Origin of the sequence: Kitasatospora sp. NPDC087314 (genome assembly GCF_044744365.1) — a bacterium.
Lineage (GTDB): Bacteria > Actinomycetota > Actinomycetes > Streptomycetales > Streptomycetaceae > Kitasatospora.
Map to the genome: position 1 here is coordinate 221249 of NZ_JBIUYE010000006.1, position 17266 is coordinate 238514.

The 17266-nt window shown below is 72.5% G+C and carries 17 protein-coding genes; 6 read left to right on the plus strand and 11 right to left on the minus strand.

Annotation, left to right across the window (positions count from 1 at the left end; all coding sequences use genetic code 11):
* Positions 1-193 precede the first annotated feature (193 nt).
* Complete coding sequence (locus ACIO5E_RS15185) at positions 194-1402, plus strand: PP2C family protein-serine/threonine phosphatase (protein ID WP_400667453.1); 1209 nt, start codon at positions 194-196, stop codon at positions 1400-1402.
* Positions 1403-1524: 122 nt separating this feature from the next.
* On the opposite strand, the gene ACIO5E_RS15190 is transcribed toward ACIO5E_RS15185, so the two are convergent.
* Positions 1525-2034, minus strand: a complete 510-nt coding sequence (locus ACIO5E_RS15190) for a hypothetical protein (RefSeq protein WP_400667455.1) — start codon at positions 2032-2034, stop codon at positions 1525-1527.
* Positions 2035-2759: 725 nt separating this feature from the next.
* On the opposite strand from ACIO5E_RS15190, the gene ACIO5E_RS15195 reads away from it, so the two are divergent.
* From ACIO5E_RS15195 to ACIO5E_RS15205, 3 genes are all read left to right on the plus strand, one after another.
* Complete coding sequence (locus ACIO5E_RS15195; protein WP_400667456.1) at positions 2760-3380, plus strand: L-threonylcarbamoyladenylate synthase; 621 nt, start codon at positions 2760-2762, stop codon at positions 3378-3380.
* 231 nt (positions 3381-3611) lie between these two features.
* A complete protein-coding gene (locus ACIO5E_RS15200) occupies positions 3612-4757 on the plus strand; it encodes an NADH:flavin oxidoreductase (protein ID WP_400667458.1) in 1146 nt (381 codons plus the stop codon).
* Positions 4758-4943: 186 nt separating this feature from the next.
* Positions 4944-5909, plus strand: coding sequence for an alpha/beta hydrolase (locus ACIO5E_RS15205; protein ID WP_400667460.1), 966 nt, complete (start codon positions 4944-4946; stop codon positions 5907-5909).
* A gap of 74 nt (positions 5910-5983) precedes the next feature.
* On the opposite strand, the gene ACIO5E_RS15210 is transcribed toward ACIO5E_RS15205, so the two are convergent.
* The gene (locus ACIO5E_RS15210; RefSeq protein WP_400667461.1) at positions 5984-6376 is read right to left on the minus strand and encodes a hypothetical protein; all 393 of its coding nucleotides are present in this window, start codon (positions 6374-6376) and stop codon (positions 5984-5986) included.
* A gap of 307 nt (positions 6377-6683) precedes the next feature.
* Here ACIO5E_RS15210 and ACIO5E_RS15215 point away from each other — a divergent pair, with 307 nt between their 5' ends.
* Positions 6684-7109, plus strand: coding sequence for a helix-turn-helix domain-containing protein (locus tag ACIO5E_RS15215; protein ID WP_400667463.1), 426 nt, complete (start codon positions 6684-6686; stop codon positions 7107-7109).
* A 66-nt stretch (positions 7110-7175) separates the two neighbouring features.
* Here the strand turns inward: ACIO5E_RS15215 and ACIO5E_RS15220 are convergent, their stop codons facing one another.
* The 6 genes from ACIO5E_RS15220 to ACIO5E_RS15245 form a co-directional block, all read right to left on the minus strand.
* Positions 7176-7778: a ClpP family protease gene (locus ACIO5E_RS15220; protein WP_400667465.1), complete on the minus strand. Its 603-nt coding sequence runs from the start codon at positions 7776-7778 to the stop codon at positions 7176-7178.
* A 1-nt stretch (position 7779) separates the two neighbouring features.
* Positions 7780-8418 (minus strand): ATP-dependent Clp protease proteolytic subunit, encoded by a 639-nt coding sequence (locus tag ACIO5E_RS15225; RefSeq protein ID WP_400667467.1) that lies wholly within the window; start codon positions 8416-8418, stop codon positions 7780-7782.
* Positions 8419-8690: 272 nt separating this feature from the next.
* Entirely contained in the window at positions 8691-9620 is a 930-nt protein-coding gene (locus ACIO5E_RS15230; RefSeq protein WP_400667469.1) for a CAP domain-containing protein, read from the minus strand.
* Between the two features lie 259 nt (positions 9621-9879).
* Positions 9880-10995 (minus strand): basic secretory protein-like protein, encoded by a 1116-nt coding sequence (locus ACIO5E_RS15235; protein WP_400667471.1) that lies wholly within the window; start codon positions 10993-10995, stop codon positions 9880-9882.
* A 238-nt stretch (positions 10996-11233) separates the two neighbouring features.
* Positions 11234-12460 carry a serine hydrolase domain-containing protein gene (locus ACIO5E_RS15240; protein ID WP_400667473.1) on the minus strand — a complete coding sequence of 409 codons (1227 nt, stop codon included), beginning with the start codon at positions 12458-12460 and terminating at the stop codon, positions 11234-11236.
* A 284-nt stretch (positions 12461-12744) separates the two neighbouring features.
* Positions 12745-13407, minus strand: coding sequence for a DUF4097 family beta strand repeat-containing protein (locus ACIO5E_RS15245; protein ID WP_400667475.1), 663 nt, complete (start codon positions 13405-13407; stop codon positions 12745-12747).
* Positions 13408-13644: 237 nt separating this feature from the next.
* On the opposite strand from ACIO5E_RS15245, the gene ACIO5E_RS15250 reads away from it, so the two are divergent.
* Positions 13645-14400 carry a helix-turn-helix domain-containing protein gene (locus tag ACIO5E_RS15250; RefSeq protein ID WP_400667477.1) on the plus strand — a complete coding sequence of 252 codons (756 nt, stop codon included), beginning with the start codon at positions 13645-13647 and terminating at the stop codon, positions 14398-14400.
* Between the two features lie 60 nt (positions 14401-14460).
* Here ACIO5E_RS15250 and ACIO5E_RS15255 read toward each other — a convergent pair whose 3' ends face one another.
* The 3 genes from ACIO5E_RS15255 to ACIO5E_RS15265 form a co-directional block, all read right to left on the minus strand.
* On the minus strand, positions 14461-15510 hold the full coding sequence (locus ACIO5E_RS15255; protein ID WP_400667479.1) for a hypothetical protein: 1050 nt from the start codon (positions 15508-15510) through the stop codon (positions 14461-14463).
* A gap of 339 nt (positions 15511-15849) precedes the next feature.
* Positions 15850-16668, minus strand: coding sequence for a maleylpyruvate isomerase family mycothiol-dependent enzyme (locus tag ACIO5E_RS15260; RefSeq protein WP_400667481.1), 819 nt, complete (start codon positions 16666-16668; stop codon positions 15850-15852).
* A gap of 111 nt (positions 16669-16779) precedes the next feature.
* Positions 16780-17241: a DUF4262 domain-containing protein gene (locus ACIO5E_RS15265; RefSeq protein WP_400667483.1), complete on the minus strand. Its 462-nt coding sequence runs from the start codon at positions 17239-17241 to the stop codon at positions 16780-16782.
* Positions 17242-17266 lie beyond the last annotated feature (25 nt).

Genomic DNA, 17266 nt, shown 5'->3' on the forward strand with positions numbered 1-17266 from the left:
CCTCAAGACTGGATGCAATACCCGTGACTTCGGTGGGCTTTGGTCGCCGGGTTGGCCGTGCCATGGTCCGCAAGGCGGGCCGGGGCCCGGCTCCGGCCAGCCAGGCCCCGGCCGGGGCCGCACGCGGCGCGATCGTGCCTGACGTGAGAGCGGCCGGGATCGGTGTGAAACTGGGCACGGAAGGGGTGATCCCGTGTCGGAGCCACCGCACGCGTCCACCGGTCCCGACGCCTCCGTCGACGAGAATCGGCTGGAAGCGCTGATCATCGAGGCACAGACGGCCCTGCCGGTCGAACTGTCCGATCTGGCGAACCGGTGCGCCTCGGCCCTCGACCTGGACACCGCGCTGATCTACCTCGTCGACCTGCAACAACGGCTCCTCATCCCCCTCAACGAGGCCTTGGAGCCGCTGTCGGTGGACCGCTCGTCGGCCGGCTTGGCGTACCGCACGGTCTCCCCGCGAGTGAACGACGCCGGCGACGGCGTGATCGTCTGGATGCCTCTGGTCGACGGTGCGGAGCGGCTGGGCGTGCTGGCGGTGCGGACCGCCTCGCTCGACGGGGTGCGGATGCGCCGCAGCCGGATGCTGGCCCACCTCTTCGCCATGCTGATCACCTCCAAGCGCACCTACAGTGACTGGCTCGCGGCCCGCACCCGCACCGCGACCATGCGGTTACCCACCGAGATGCTCCGGGCCTTCCTGCCACCCCACACCATCGGCAGCCGCCGGTGCGTCTCGACCGCGGTCCTGGAACCGGCGTACGACGCCGCCGGCGACGCCTTCGACCACTCGGTGGTCAAGAACGTGCTGCACACCATGATCCTCGACTCCATGGGCCACGATCTGTCCTCCGGCCTGACCACGTCGGTCGCCATGGCGGCGGCGCGCAACGCCCGCCGCGGCGGTGGCGAGCTGGCCGACGTCGTCGGCTCCGTCGACCAGGCGCTCGCCCGGTGGCTGCCCGACCATTTCTGCACCGGCGTGCTGTGCCGGCTCGACGCGAACACCGGGGTGCTGCACTGGGTCAACTGCGGCCACCCTCCACCGCTGCTGATCCGTGCCAAGCGGGTGCTCGACGGGGCGCTGAACAGCCCCCCGCAGCCGCCGATCGGCCTGGCCGGCCACCTCACCCCGGCAGCCCGGCAGGTCCACGAGACGACACTGGAACCGGGCGACTGCGTCCTGCTCTACACCGACGGCGTCGTGGAAGCGCGCGACGCGGACGGTGCGGAGTTCGGCCTCGACCGGTTCACCGACTTCATCATCCGCTCCTCCGCCGCCGGCCAACGCCCGGCCGAGGTGCTGCGGCTGCTCATCCACGCCATCCTCGACCACCAGCGCAACCAACTGCGGGACGACGCGACCATCCTGCTCTTCGAATGGCGCCCGCAGCACCAGTGACGCGGGATCGCGCGGGGTGCGGGCGCCGGGTCCGTTGACGCGCACCGCCCCTGGTGCCGGGCGGGGCACCAGGGGCGGCCGGGCGGGTGCGGGTGCTCGATGTGGTCACCCGCGGCGGGGCGTCACTGCCAGACGCGGTAGACGGCGTCGCGCGCCTGGCCGAGGTACTGCTGGTAGGTGCCCAGGTGCCAGGCCGCCCAGGAGGCCCAGCCGCGGCCGGTGCCGTCGTTGTCGATCCTGAAGGCCTTGCGCGCCGACCAGCCCATGTCCTGCCAGTTCTCGGCGGTGACGACCTCGGCGTCGTGGTAGTGGACCTCGGGGTACCAGCGCTCGTTGATCTGCCAGGCACCGAGGTCCTTGGTACCCGGGTCGGGGTCGGTGGGGAGGTTGGTGTGGACGGCCAGGCGGTTGCAGCCGGACTCGGCCATGGCGATCGCCACGGCGTAGATCGCGTCGTCGTTGCGGCCCTCGCCGGACTTGTCCTTCGCGAAGCCCGCCAGCTGGGCTTCGTGGGCGCAGGCGTCGATGCCGCTCTGGTCCCCGGCGGCGTTGGCGGTGAAGGCGGTCGAGGTGAGGCTGAGGGCCAGAACGGCGACTGAACCGGTCAGCAAGGCGCGGGTCTTGCGCAGCACGAGAGTTCTCCCTTCGACGACGGCCCGGGTCGGGCCGGGTACGGGGAAGGACGCTAGGCAGTGCGGGTAGACAGGCGATCAACGACCTTCTCGGCCGGCGCCGGGTGCGACAGGGCGGCGCGAGGGCGGCTGGCGGGGGCGGCGGACCCGTGTCTTCCCCGGCACGGGGACGGACTGCGGCCACCCGCGGCCTGTCCTGCGGTCAGCACGAACACCGGCGGGCGGCCATCGCCCCGGCGGGCACTGCCTCACGAGTGCCGCTTCCAACGGCCTTCTGTGGAACGGTTGTTGATCGGTTGTCTACTGACAGCCGGCCTACTGAGAGTCCGTGTTCCGTTCGCAGTCCAGGAGGACCATCGTGCCCAGGCAGGTAGTTCGAGCAGCGGTCGGTGTGGTGGCGGTTCTGGTGCTCGGCGTCGCCGGTCCGCTGACCCACGCGGGTCCGGCCCCGCGCGGTGCGGTGGAAGCCGCGAGCCCGGTGCTCCCCGAGGGCTGCAGCGGCAGCCCTTTGGGCTGCACGCGGTGAAGGTGGCCGGACCATCACCTTCACCGCCGCCGACTTCGCCGACACCTACCGGCCGGGCCGTCGAACCGGAGGTTCGGCTTGTTGAAGGCCAGGTCAACGAGCGAGTCGTCTCCGCACGGGGTGGCCCGCGGTGTTCGCGGGTCCACGCCTGGAGCGCGCCGGGCCCGGGTCGGCCGGGTGGATCCCGTAGGGTCGGCCAATGGCGAAGTACTTCGATGTGCACCCGCAGACCCCCCAGGCCCGCACCATCGGCACCGTGGCCGACAGCCTCCGCTCCGGCGCCCTCATCGCGTACCCGACCGACTCCTGTTTCGCCCTGGGCTGCCGCATGGGCAACCACGAGGGCCTCGAACGGATCCGGTCGATCCGGCGTCTCGACGACCGCCACCACTTCACCCTGATGTGCGCGGACTTCGCCCAGCTGGGGCAGTTCGTCCACATCGACAACGCCGTCTTCCGCGCCGTCAAGGCGGCTACTCCGGGCAGCTACACCTTCATCCTCCCCGCCACCAAGGAGGTCCCGCGCCGTCTGATGCACCCGAAGAAGAGGACGGTGGGCGTCAGGATCCCCGACCACGTCGTCACACAGGCCCTGCTCGCCGAACTCGGCGAGCCCCTCGTCTCCAGCACCCTGCTGCTGCCCGGCGAGGACGAGCCGATGACCCAGGGGTGGGAGATCAAGGAACGCCTCGACCACGTGCTGGACGCCGTGGTGGATTCCGGCGACTGCGGCACGGACCCGACGACGGTCGTCGACTTCTCCGGCGGCGCGGCGGAGATCGTCCGACGCGGGGCCGGCGACCCCACCCGCTTCGAGTGACGACACGGTCCGGCTGACAAGGCTGTGACGAGGGCGGGTGGGGGCGGCCTCCGGCCATGGCCGACTCGGGCGGGCACGCGGGCACGGCCGACCGGGAGGGCGGGCCGGGGCAGTGGCGCGGATCACAGCCGGGTCGGCGCGGCCGGGCGAAATGCGGAGGCCGTCAAGGTGGTTGGCACGGGCGACCACATCCGTTCCGGCGCACACCACCGGTACCCGCGAGGAATCCCCATGACCGTCACCGAGCCCGCCGCGTCCGCCGACCCCGCCGCCTCCCGCGCGGCCGAGATCCTGTCCCGGCCCGTCACGATCAACGGGCTGACCGTGCCCAACCGCATCGTGATGGCGCCGATGACACGCAGGTTCTCCCCGGGCGGCGTGCCCGGCGAGGACGTGCGCTCGTACTACGCCCGCCGCGCCGCCGCAGGCGTCGGCCTGATAGTCACCGAGGGGACGTACGTCGGCCACGAGTCCGCCGGCCAGAGCGACGACATCCCGCGCTTCCACGGCGAGGACCAGCTGGCCGGGTGGGCTCGCGTCGCCGAGGACGTCCACGCGGCGGGCGGCACCATCGTTCCGCAGCTCTGGCACATCGGCATGGCGCGCAAGCAGGGCGACCCGCCGTTCGCCGACGCCCCTGCCGTCGGCCCGTCGGGCATCCGGCTGGACGGCACCGAGGGAACGGGGCGGGCGATGACCCGAACCGACCTGGACGCCGTCATCGGCGCGTTCGCCGAGGCCGCCGCGGCCGCCGAGCGGATCGGCTTCGACGGCGTCGAGCTGCACGGTGCCCACGGCTACCTGCTCGACCAGTTCCTGTGGGCGGGCACCAACCGCCGCACCGACGCCTACGGCGGCGACCCGGTCGCCCGGACGAAGTTCACGACCGAACTCGTCGCCGCGGTGCGCGAGGCCGTCTCTCCCGGGTTCCCGGTGATCTTCCGCTACTCGCAGTGGAAGTTGGAGAACTACGACGCCCGCCTCGCCGAGACCCCTCAGGACCTGGAGGCGATCCTCGCCCCGCTCGCCGAGGCCGGCGTCGACGCCTTCCACGCCTCGACCCGCCGCTACTGGGTCCCCGAGTTCGACGGCTCGGACCTCAACCTGGCCGGCTGGACCAGGAAGCTCACCGGCCGACCCGCCATCACCGTCGGCTCGGTCGGCCTCGACGGCGACTTCGTCCGCGCCTTCATGGGCGAGGGCGCCCCGGTCCAGGGCATCGACGACCTGCTCGACCGGCTGGAGCGCGACGAGTTCGACCTGGTCGCCGTCGGCCGCGCCCTCCTCCAGGACCCGCAGTGGGCCGCCAAGGTCCTCTCCGGCCGCTTCGCCGACCTGCGCCCCTACGACGCCGCCGCGACCCGCACCCTCAGCTGACCACCGCGCCCCGGGGCCCGGCCCTCCCGCGGGTCCGGCCGGACCCGCGGGAGGGCCGGGCCGTGGCGATTTCGGGGGGCTCCGCGAGCCGGACCGGGTGGGGCTGGCAGGCTGTACCGGTCGGGGCGCTGCCGGGCGCCCCTCGGCGCGGGGGTTCTGATGGTGGGTGGATCGGCGGCGCGGCGCGTGCCTCCCCTGGATCCGCAGGTGCGGGCCGCGGTGGTGGCCGCTGGTGAGCGGGCGCGGGAGGTGCTCACGCCGCAGGGCCTGACGGCGTGGCAGGAGCGGGACGCCGCCGCCCGGCCCCGTCCGACGCTCGACCGGTTGCGCGACGGCGGCCGGTTCGAGGTGGAGGAGGTGCGTGTGGCGCGGGCCGACGGCGAGGGCGATGTCACGCTCGTCAGCGCGCGGCCCGCCGGGGTTCGCGAGGCGCTGCCGTTGCTGTACTACCTGCACGGCGGCGGGATGGTGACGGGCAACGCGTGGTCCGTCCTGCCCCGGCTGCTGCGCGCGTGGGCGCTGCCCCTGAGGTTGGCGGTCGTGTCCGTCGAGTACCGGCTGGCGCCGCGCACCCGCTTCCCCGGGGCCGTCGAGGACTGCCACGCCGGACTCGTCTGGGCGGCCGAGCACGCGGACGAGCTGGGCGTGGACGCGCGGCGCGTGGTCATCGGCGGCAAGAGCGCCGGCGGCGGGCTCGCCGCGGCCCTGGCCCTGCTGGCCCGCGACCGCGGCACCGCGGCGCCGGTCGGCCAGCTGCTGCTGAGCCCGATGCTCGACGACCGCGGCGACACCTTCTCCGGCCACCAGATGGCCGGCCACGACACCTGGCACCGCACCTCCAACGCCACCGCCTGGCAGGCCCTGCTCGGCGACCGGTACGGCGCCGACGACCTTTCGCCGTACGCCGCCCCGGCCCGCGCCACCGACCTGTCCCGGCTGCCTGCGGCGTACGTCGACGTGGGGTCCGCCGAGACGCTCCGGGACGAGGCCGTCGCCTACGCCAACGCGATCTGGCAGGCGGGCGGCGAGGCCGAACTGCACGTGTGGCCCGGCGCCTGCCACGGTTTCGACACCATCGCCCCGCACGCGGCCATCACCCACGACGCCCACGACGCCCGCACCCACTGGCTGCGGCGCGTCCTCCAACGGTGAACCCGGCCCGCCCCTTGCGGCCCGCCCCGCGACGGCGACGCCGACCGCGACCGACCGCCCCGGCGGCGACGGCGTCAGGCCGGGTCCGCAGGGGTCCGCGCGAGGCGGGACCCGATCTCGTCGAGGATCGGCCGGTAGGCCTCCTCGGCCGCCCGCATCCGGGTCTCGCACTCGGCGAACAGCCGCCGGGAGCGGGCCTTGCGACCGGGCATCAGGCCGTAGCGGCGCAGGCGCACCGTGCGGTGGTCCACCATGAGGCCGGGCTTGCAGCGCACGCCGTGGGCGTGGCGCACGACGTCCTCGGCGTGGCGCAGCAGGTCCTGGTAGGCGTCGTGGGCCGCCTTCCAGCGGGCGGCGTCCTGCGGGGAACCGGGCACCTCGACGCCGCGCACCACCGGCTGGACGACGTCGTCCAGGACGTCGTACAGGGTGAACTCGAGCCCCTCGGGCGCCTGGGCCCAGGACATGACGCGCCATGGCCACGCGATCAGGGTGTAGGTGCGTCGCTGAACGCGTATCACGCGGTCCCCCCGGGGTCTGTGGGCGCCCGGGCCGGGCGCCCGGCACCAGCGTAGGGGGGCACGTGCCCGTGTGAGGGGTGAGGGGACGAAGTCCGGCGCGGGCTCGACCGGCACCCGCCCGTTCGTGGGATGAGTCGCTCGGGTGCGGCTTGCGCTCGCCGTGGTGGCCGCGCTGCGGAGTGCGCCGCACGGCTTCACCCAGGGCAGAACGCCGCTCCCTTCCCCCGGCGCCCCGGATCCCTAGGCTGAAGGGGTGAGCACTCATGCGCCGAACGAAGCCCGCGTCATCTCCCTGCGCCCGCACGCCTCGTCGCCCGGTTCCGGTGGGGCGACCCGCGCCCCGCAGCGACCGGCGGGAGCGTCGCCGGTGCCCGCGCCGAGGGAGCCCCTGTGGCGCGACCTCGTCGGCGATGCGCTGCGACGCGAACGGCTCGCCCAGGAGCGCACGCTGAAGGACGTCGCGGAGGCGGCCCGGATCTCGATGCCGTACCTGTCGGAGCTGGAGCGCGGGCTCAAGGAGGCCTCCTCCGAGGTGCTCGCGGCCGCCGCCCGGGCGCTCGGGCTCGGCCTCGCCGACCTGCTCTCGCTCGCCCAGGACGAGTTGGCCCGGCACGCCCGGAGCCGGGTGGGCGGGAACCGGCCCTCGGCGCGGCACGGCGGGCTCTGCCTCGCCGCCTGAGCAGACCGGCGGCCGAGCCGGCGGCCGGTGCGGCGGCGGTGCGCACCGCCGCCGTACCGGCCGGGGTCAGGCGAACGCGCGCCGCCGGCTCAGCACCTCGTCGGCGAGCCCGTAGGCGACGGCCTCCTCGGCGGTGAGTACCTTGTCCCGGTCCATGTCCGCGCGCAGCGTCGCCACGTCGTGATGCGTGTGCCGGCACAGGACCTCCTCCACCTGCGAGCGGATGCGGACCACTTCCTTGGCCGCGAGGCTGAGGTCGGAGACCGTCCCCTGCCTGCCGCCGCTGGCCGGCTGGCCGAGCAGCACCCGGGCGTGCTGGAGCACGAACCGTCGCCCGGGATCCCCGCCCGCCAGCAGCACCGCCGCCGTCGACGCCGCCTGGCCGACGCAGAACGTGGAGATCGGCGCCTGCACGAACGTCATCGTGTCGTAGATCGCCATCAGCGAAGTGAACGATCCGCCGGGCGAGTTGAGATAGATCGAGATCTCGCGTTCCGGGTTCTCCGACTCCAGGTGCAGGAGTTGCGCGATGACCACGTTGGCGACCCCGTCGTCGATCTCGGTGCCGAGGAAGACGATCCGCTCGTTCAGCAGCCGGCTGAAGACGTCGTAGGACCGCTCGCCCTGCGCGGTCCGCTCGATGACGTAGGGAACCGGGTACGACCCCATGTCACAACCCCATCCGTCGGCGCGACGCGGCCGGGCGGATGTCGGAGACCGACTCCACCACCCGGTCCACGATCCCGTACTCCCTGGCCTGCTCGGCCGTGAACCAGCGGTCCCGGTCGCCGTCCCGTGCGATCGTCTCCTCGCTCTGCCCGGTGTGCTCGGCGGTGATCCGCTCGATGGCCTTCTTGGTGAACTGGAGCTTCTCCGCCTGGATCTCGATGTCCGCGGCGGTGCCGCCGATGCCCGCCGAGGGCTGGTGCATCATGATCCGCGCGTTCGGCAGCGCGAGCCGCTTGCCGGGCGCCCCCACGGTGACCAGGAACTGGCCCATGCTGGCGGCGAACCCCATCGCCAGCGTCGAGACGTCGTTCGGGATCAGCCGCATGGTGTCGTAGATGGCGAGACCCGCGGTGACCGACCCGCCGGGGCTGTTGACGTACAGGCTGATGTCGGTGCGCGGGTCCTCCGCCGACAGCAGCAGCAGTTGCGCGCACACCCGGTTGGCCGACACGTCGTCGACCTGCGTGCCGAGCAGGACGATCCGCTGGGCGAGCAACTGTGCCGCGAGATGATCGTCGAAGCGGCTGGGCGGTGTGCCGCCCTCCTCCGCGCGGGGAGCGAACGTGGTGAGGGGAGTCATCCGGTCTCCTTTGTCGAGGCGGGGATGCCGTCGACATCCACTCTTGGCCCCGGAAGACCCCCGGACGCGTTTTCTCTGCCCGCCGCAGATTCGCCACGGGCAGAGGCGACGGCTCGGCCCCTGGGCGGCTGCCGGGTGGTTCGGGTGGCACTCGCCTCCTCCCGGCCCGCGCCGTCCCGGCCTGGACGGGCCGGGACGGCGCGGGCCTCCCGACGCCGGGTGGGGTGCAGACCCCGGCGGGAGCGGTCGCGGTGGAGCGGCCCCGGTGGGTGTCAGCGGGTGCCGAAGTCCGCGTTCCAGGAGGCCGCGCCCGTGCGGGCCAGACCGACCTCGGTGTAGTTGTCGAGCATGATCCCCAGGTGGAGCGGCGACTTGATCCAGCCGTCGACGGCGGCGTCGATGTCGGTGGGGCCGTAGAAGGCGATCTCGCCGAATCCCCTCCAGGCGTAGCCGAGGCCCCGTGCGATGGTCGCCGAGTCGCAGAAGTGGCCGGAGACGCGACGCTGGTCCATCTGGTCGGCGTTGCACTTGGCGGCCTGGGCGAGCGTCTGGTTGAGGCGCACCGCCGGCTTGCCGTTCTGGGCGCGCACGGCGTTGAGCCGGTCGAGGAAGCGCTGCTCGACGGAGGTGACCGGGCCCGTGCCGGTGCCCGACCCGACCAGGTCGAACCGCTGGGACATGCTGCCGTCGCAGTTCTCGACGGTGGCCTCCCGGTCGAGGCCGTGGTAGGTCAGGCAACGGTTGTCGAGGGCGTTGTGGAGGTAGGTGCCACCGTCGGCGGCGGGCTCCAGGGTCCACTGCTGGTTGGCGCCCGCCCACCAGTGGGTGAACTGGGTGGACCGGCCGTCCCTGGTGTCCATCTCCAGCACGCGCTCGGTGCCGTTGACGTTGCGGGCGAAGTCCACCCGGCCGCCGGGCTTGTTGGATATCCAGAACGAGGTGGAGGCGTCCTGGTAGCCGCGGGCGACGATCCGGGAACCCTCGCCGTCGGCGCTGGCCAGCGAGTTGTGGTTCTGGTGGTCCTGGATCGTGACCATCTGCTCGACCACGCCCGCGGGCGCGGCGTTCGCCGGCGCCGCGAGCAGCGTGACGCTGCCCGCGGACATCGCGGAGACGGCGAGCGCCAGGCCTGCCAGCCGGGTGCGGCGGCGGGTGCCGGTGCTCGGACGGGGGCGGAGGGTCCGGGTGGACGGGTGGGACACGGGGATCTCCTGCTGTCGGTGGACCGCCTGCGGATGCGAGTGCGGACTGGGGCAGGACACCAGGCCCGTGTTGACGATCGATCAACGGGGTGTCGGGGAGTAAGCCCTGGTCACCCGCCGGTCGTCGTCGCCGGGGACGGCGCGGACGTCGGGTGGCGGCGCGGTGGGCGGGGGTCCGCGGAGGATCGACGGCCGTCAACGCCGTGCGGCCCGGCACCTCGTGGGTGCCGGGCCGTCGGGCGGGGTGTGCCGGTCGGTCCTACTTGGGCATCTCGTTCCAGAGCTGCTGGGCGCTCTTGCCGGTGAGCCGGCCCCAGATCTGGTCGGTGTAGTTCGTGGTGTTCAGCAGGTGCGCCAGGTCGGGCTTGTTGTAGGTCTTCGAGACGTAGTCGATGAACCGGGCGGTGGCCTGGTAGCCGCTGTCGTAGTTGGAGTCCGGGCCGAAGTGCTGGGCGCCGGTGCCCGGCTGGAAGTTGTAGTCGCGCACCCAGTCCGCCAGGCCCTCGCCCATCCACCACGGGCGGGAGGTCGGGTTGTCCCAGACTGCGACGTGCACGGCCTCGTGCACCAGGAAGCCGGTGTCGCCCTTGTTGCCCCGGGTGTAGCCGATGTTGACGTGGACCTCCTTGACGCCGTTGGGGGACACCGTGGTGTACGCGGGGTTGGTGGTCAGCGTCGGGTCGAGGATGATCTTGAAGTAGGTGGGGGCGGCGAAGGCCCCCTTGGTGATCAGGTCGGAGATCGTCGGGTAGTAGTCCGCGACGGTCTTCTTCTGCTGCTCCAGCCACGGACCGAGGTCCGGGGCCTGCGAGTAGTCGAGGTCGATGGTCGGGCGGCCGGTGGTCGGCGGGGTGGTGGCGCCGTTGCGGTCGAGGTTCCAGGACTGCGCCGGGTCCCCGGCGTTGCAGGCGGCCACCTTGGCGTTCAGGTCCGCGCCGCGGGTGAGGCAGAGGTTGTTGTCCGAGACGCTGTGCAGCAGCCAGGCCCGGCCGTTGCCCGCCGAGGTGTTCTCCAGCCACCACTTCTGGTTGTTCGCGCCGACGTAGTTCCAGGAACCGACGGTGTTCTTGACCTGGTCGCGGTCGACGGCGTTGTTGGTGCCGGGCACCTTGACCGACCAGGTGCCGTTGCCCTCGTCCCTGACCGTCCAGACCTGCTGGACGGAGGACTCGTTCCAGTCGCGGACCACCACGTTGGAGCCGTTGTTGCGGCTGTCCCACTGGAGGGCGCCGCCCGCGTAGCTGGAGATACGGTAGTCGGCGCCGTTGGACGGCAGCGGCTCGGCCGCGCTGGCGGTCCCGGCGCCGAAGGCCATCCCGGACACGACGGTCGCGGCGGACAGGACGACGGCGGCGGCCGTACGACGGGTGATCATCTCGGGGCTCTCCTCTCGGGCGGCTCCCCCTGGAACCGGCCTGCGGTCATGCCACCGGGCCGCGGTGTACACGGCGTCGACGGTCCGTCAACGGGTTCGTTGACGGACCGTCGACGCGGTGGCGCTGGACGTTCGGCAGGTCGGTGCTCATGCGCAGGTGAGAGAGTCGTGAGCCGGTCATGACCCCGCGACGGAGTGGGCGAACGGTGTCCGGAGTGCCGAGTCGGCCGGGCCGGTGTCAGTCGATCGCCTGGTAGAGCGTGGTCCAGAAGTCGTGGATGAGCCGCGCGGAGTCCGGAGTGGACATGCCGACCTGGGTGAGCAGGATTCCGGTGAGCCGGTTGTCCGGGTCGGCGTAGGTCGAGGTGCCGCTTCCGCCGTCCCAGCCGAACTGGCCGATGGGCGCGTAGTCGCCGCGGTAGGTGCGCACCGCCATCCCGAAGCCCCAGCCGCCGTGCTGCCCCTGCCCGAAGGACACGTGGACGTTGTCGCGGGCCATGGCGGTGCGGGCGGCGTTCTGCTCGGGCGTGAGGCGGTTGGTGGTCATCAGCTCGACCGCGGACCTGGACAGGATCCGCTCGCTGCCGTGCATCCCCTGGTTGAGCAGCATCCGGAAGTAGGCGTGGTAGTCATCGACGGTGGAGACCAGTCCGCCACCGCCGTCCTGGAACGCCGGCGGCCGGCTGTGGCGTCCCCCCTCGGCCTCGTCCCACACTTCGAACTCTCCCGTCCGCGGGTCGGGGGTGTAGAGGGGCGGCAGTCGGTCGATGTCGTCGACGGGCACGTGGAAGCCGGTGTCCTTCATCCCCAGCGGATCGAGGACGCGCTCGCGCAGGAACGTCTCGAACGACTGGCCCGTGACCCTGGCGACGAGCACGCCGAGCAGATCGCTGCTGATCTGGTACTGCCAGCGCTCTCCGGGCTGGTGCATCAGCGGAAGCGTGCTCAGGCGGCGCATCCACTCATCCGGCTCGGGCATCGGCTCCGGCAGGTTGGGGGTGAGCCCCTGCTCGAAGACCGCGTTCATGATCGGGGTGCCCAGCACCGTCATATCCATGCCGAGCCCGAACGTGGAGGTCAGCACGTCCCGGACGGTGATCGGCCGCCGTGCCGGCACCGTGTCGTCCAGCGGGCCGTCGATCCGCTTCAGCACCCGCCGATCGGCGAGTTCCGGCAACCACGGCTCCACCAGGTCGTCCAGCCGCAGCCTGCACTCGTCCAGCAGGACCATCGCCGCCGCCATCGTGACCGGCTTGGACGTCGAGGCCATCCGGAAGATCGTGTCCCGGCGCATCGGCGCGCCACCGTCATGGCGCATCGTCCCGAGCGCCTCGACGTGCGTTTCGTCGCCCCGGCCGACCAGGGCGACGAGCCCGGGGATCCTCCCGGACTCGACGTGCCGCGCCAGCACGTCGCGCATCCTGCGCAGCCCTGCTTCGGAGAAGCCGCTGTGGTTCCGTCCCATCGTGGAGCTCCTTCGTACGTGTTCGGTCCGGGTGCAGCTCCCGGGGTGGGCCCGTGGCCTCGGGGAGCCGGCGGCTGGTCGTCGAATCCCTGGCGCGGCGAGGCGGTGCCTGTCGCGGCGGAGTCCGCCTCGGTCGGCCCCGGGCCCTGCGGGTGGATCGCAGGGCCCCGGGGAGCGACGGCCGGGTGGTCGGTGGTGGTTGGTGGTGGGCCGGCGGTGGGCGGCGGTGGCCGGTGGGATCCCGGTCGCGGTGTGCTTGGCCGGATGGCCCTGGTTCCGCTCTTTCAGAGGCTGCGGGCGGTGATGTCGCCGTGGGAGGTGGTGGCGTGGATGTCGAGTTCGGCGGTGCCGTCGTTCTTGAGGGCGTTGCTGATGCGGCCGTGGCCGGTGCCGGCGTCCAGGGCGGCCGAGACGCCGGCGGCGGCGCCGACCGTGATGTTGCCGGACTGGGTGCGGAGCCGGACCGTGCCGCGCACGGCCTCGGTGATCCGGATGTCGCCCCGGGCGGTGCTGATCTGCGCGGGGCCGCCCAGCCGGCCGACCTCGACGTCGCCGTCGACCGCGGTGAGGTGGACGCTCGCGGCCTCGTCGATCTTGATCTGGCGGTACGCGCCTTCGAAGGCGACATCGCCGAGGCGGCCGACACCGCGGAGCTCGCAGCTGGCGGCCTCGGCCTCGATGCGGGAGCCGGCGGGCAGCTGGACGGTGACCTCCACGGCTCCGTGACCGAGGGACAGGCTCTTGGGCTCGGGGGTGTGGATCCGCAGGACGCCGTCGGCGTAGGCGACGGTGGTCTGCTCGGCGGTCTGGACGTCGCGGCTCTTGGAGGGGTTGGCGGGCAGGACCTCGACGGTGGTGTCGGCGCGGTCGGCGGCGATGAGCTGGATGCGTCCGGCGGGGACGGCCAGGCGGACGGAGACCGGGGCGGGGGTGTCGAACTTCTGCATCGTGCTCTCCTGTGCTCGTTCGTTGTTTCTGACGACGGAAACGCTACGTTGCTTTCCACTATGAGGCAACGAGTAAGTTGCACAGGATCTGCATTTATGCAGGTAAAAGCCTAATAACTGTTGCAATAACCCTGAATGGAATGCAACGAGAACTCTTTCGATCATTGCAATGGATGAGAGTGAACGCTATGCTGGGGGCACCAGAAGCCCCCATGAAGGACCGCCAAGGAGATCACGATGCCCGGAGGCAGGCTCACCCAGCAGGAACGCCGGCAGATCGCGCTGGGGCTGGCCGACGACCTCCCCTACGCCGAGATCGCCCGACGGCTCGAACGTCCGACCTCGACGATCACGCGCGAGGTGCTGCGCAACGGCGGCCCCACCGCCTACCGCCCCGACGTGGCCCAGCACGCCACCGAGCGCCGCGCCCGCCGGCGCAGTCCCACCTCCGCCCGGGGGTCGGAGTCGGCCCCCCAGCCGCACGGGCGCGACGCCGAGGCCGTGGCCGAGTACGAGGAGACGCTCGCCACCGTCTTCATGGTCTCGGGCCTGCCCAAGATGACGGCCCGGGTACTGGCCTGCCTCTACACCACCGACGCGGGCAGCCTCACCGCGTCCGAACTCGCCCGGCGGCTCCAGGTCAGCCCGGCGTCCGTCTCCAAGGCGATCACGTTCCTCGACAGCATGGACCTCGTCCGCCGGGAACGCGACGAACGCCGCCGCGAGCGCTACATCGTCGACGACGACCTCTGGTACCAGTCGATGCTCCGCAGCGCCCGATCCAACGACCAGATCGTCGAAACCGCACGCCAAGGCGTCGCCGTCCTCGGCCCCCACACCCCCGCCGCCACCCGCCTGGAGGGCGTCGCCCGCTTCCTCGACTTCGTCTCCGAGAGCATCATCCGCGCCGCCGAACAGGCCCGCGAAATCCTCTCCACCGCAACCGACACGACCCCGGACGGCACCGCCGAGCCGAGTCCGGACCACCGATAGACAGGCGCAGCCGGCCCGGGCGTGCCCACACCCGGGCCTCGGCGAACACCGGCGGGCGGCTCAGCTGGGAGAACCGGACCAGATGACGTTCTTGCGCAGCTGCCCGGAGCCGTAGTTGAACTCGACGGAGAACGGGTCGGCCGCGCCGGCCGGCAGGGCGTACGCGGACAGACCGGTGGCCTCCTCGCCCGGAGCCAGCGAGCCGGCGAGGACCTTCAACCGTCCGCTTCCGTCGATCAGCGAGAAGACGAGGTTGCCCTTGGCGTCCTTGACGAACGGCAGCCCCGATCCGTAGAGCGAGAGTTCCCCGGATCCGGTGTTCACGACGGTGATCTTCACCTGGATGATCTTGGCGTTCCTGGGGGCCTCGACCACGGTTCCGCGCGGGACGTACGGCTCCGGCTCGGCCATGGTGACCTTCAACCCGTCCCCGTACGTGTAGGACTGGCCGAACGACAGGCGCCGGGCCTTCTCGTCCGCGGCCGCCTTCTCCCGCTCGGCCTCGATCCTCTTCCGCTCGGCCTCGATCCGCTCCTTCTCCTTCGCCGCCCGCTCCTCGGCGGCCTTGATCGCGGCGTCGGCGCGAGCGCGCGCGGCGTCGTCCCGCGCCCGCCGCTCCTCGTTGACCGCCTGCACCCTCGTCACGACGAACACTCCGGCGCCGACCGAGACCAGCAGTCCGGTGACGCCCAGGATCACGCCCGCGAGCGCCATCGCCCGGTTGGTCGCCAGGCCCTTGCGCACGTAGCCCAGGCCGACGGCACCGAAGACCACGGCAAGCAGGGCCGGCAGCCAGGACAGCCAGAACAGGATGACGGCCAGGCTGAGGACCGCACCGACGATCCCGAGCACCATGGCCGCGATGCCCAGGCCGTTGCGGGGCTGTGGTGCCGGCATCGGGTACGGCGGCCAGTAGAACGGCACACCCGGGCCCTCGCCGGGGGCCACGGCGAGGGCAGGGGGTGCGGCGGGGGCAGGCGGCGCGACGGGGGCAGGCGGCGCGACGGGGGCCGTGGCCTCGTCCCGAGCCGGGCTCGGCGGTGCCCACGAGTCGGTGTCGGTTGCCCCCTCGGCGGACTGCGGGCTGTCAGGCGGGGCGGGGACGGTCATACGAAATCCTTCAAGCACGTTGAGATGATGAGCGGCTGGCCGTTCAGCCTCGACACCGAAGGCTCTCCCGATCCCCCGGCGACGGCGACCCGGTTTCCGCGAAGCGGTCACCCGCCCAGGCCGGACCCGCACGTCAACACCCTGGGACGGGGCCCCGACGGGGTCGGCGAGTGATCAACATACAGGTGCCCGGCAACAGCCCCGACGCCTGGGCGGTCCGCCGGAGCAGGCGGTGCGGAAGGCATGCCGATTCGATGTCGCCGGGCCTGCCGCGCCGGGGCCGGGGACGGCGGGACAGGGACGGGGGCGGCGGGACGGGGGGTGGCGGGACGGCCGTGGTCAGGGGGCCGCGAACAGCCCGGGGAAGCCCGGGGCCAGCCACGGCCTGCGGCCCCAGGCGAGCACCTTGCCCCGGGCGAGGGCGCCGGTGGCGGTGTAGCGGCCCAGCGCGATGAGGAGGAACGCCACCGGCTCGGTGAGGATCGTGCAGTCCGGGCGGCGCGGCGGCTCCTGGCTCACCACGGCGGCGCCGTCCGTGAAGGTCACCGCGAAGGCGCCCAGGCCGCGGATCCGCAGCCGGTAGCAGGCGTTGTGGCCGGCCGCGGCGCGCGCGTCCAGCACCCGCGGCATCGCCGTCCGCACGAAGGGCATCGCCAGCTCGACGCGGTGCCGGTCGATCGGGTGCGGGCGCCCGAGAGCGAGGGCGATGTCGTAGAGGTGGCCCAGCATGTGGGTCAGCAGGTAGGCGCCGAGGGTGTCCAGGTCCATCGGGCCGAGCGGGGTCAGCACCGGCTCGGTGCCGGCGCGCGCGGCGGCTGCCGTCGTGAACTCCCGTGTCCGCCGGGCGATCTCCTCGGCGAGCACGGCCGGGTCCCGCTCCGGGCGCTCGGCCAGCGAGGCCGCGTTCGCCGCGGCCAGCGAGCCCGGAGTGCCGTCCCCGTACGGCCGTTCCTCGCCGGCGGCCAGTGCGGCCATCAGCTCGTTGGCCATCGCCAAGTGGGCGGCGGCCTCGGCGACCGTCCACTCGGCGCCGGGTATCGGGGTGCCACCGCGGCAGCCGGCGAGCAGGGTGACGGCCTCGTCCCCGACCGCGGTGACCGCCTCGAAGAGCGCGGTGCGCGCGACACCGGGGAACTGCTCGGGGAGCGGGAGGGTCATGGTGGTGAAGACTGGCCGACCCCCGCGCCGCTGTCCAGACCCTTGACACGGTTCAGCCCCTCCCCCGGCGACAGAGCCGTTCGCACTGGACGGACCCTGAGCACCTGCGCGTCAGGCGGCCTCCTCGGTCCAGACGCCCTTCGGGTGTTCGTTGACCGGAAGCCACAGGCTGGGCTGTGAGCGGCACCCCGGGCTGGCCTGCTCGTCCGAGGGCCAGCGCCGTTCCCGGTCGGGCCAGACCAACTGGGCGACGGGAACCGGGATCCGCCGGTAGAAGCCGACGGCCGTACCGAACAGGGGACGGTGCCAACTGGCATCCACCGGCCGGAGCTGGATCTCGTAACCCTCGATGACATCGGGGAGCAGTGTGCCGGGCTCCGTTGCTGCCCCGTCCCGCAGCTGGGCGGCAGCGGCGCCGACCCAGTGCATCAGACCGTGCACCTCCAGGCCGAACATGGCGACCTCCGGAATCCGGTACGAGTGCCACAGGCCGACCGTGAAGGCCCAGTCGGGGACTTCCTCTCCACCACCCACGCCCACCACGTGCCAGCCGTGCTCGCGGACCTGCGCCATCTCCGAAGACCAGTGCTTCGTCCGC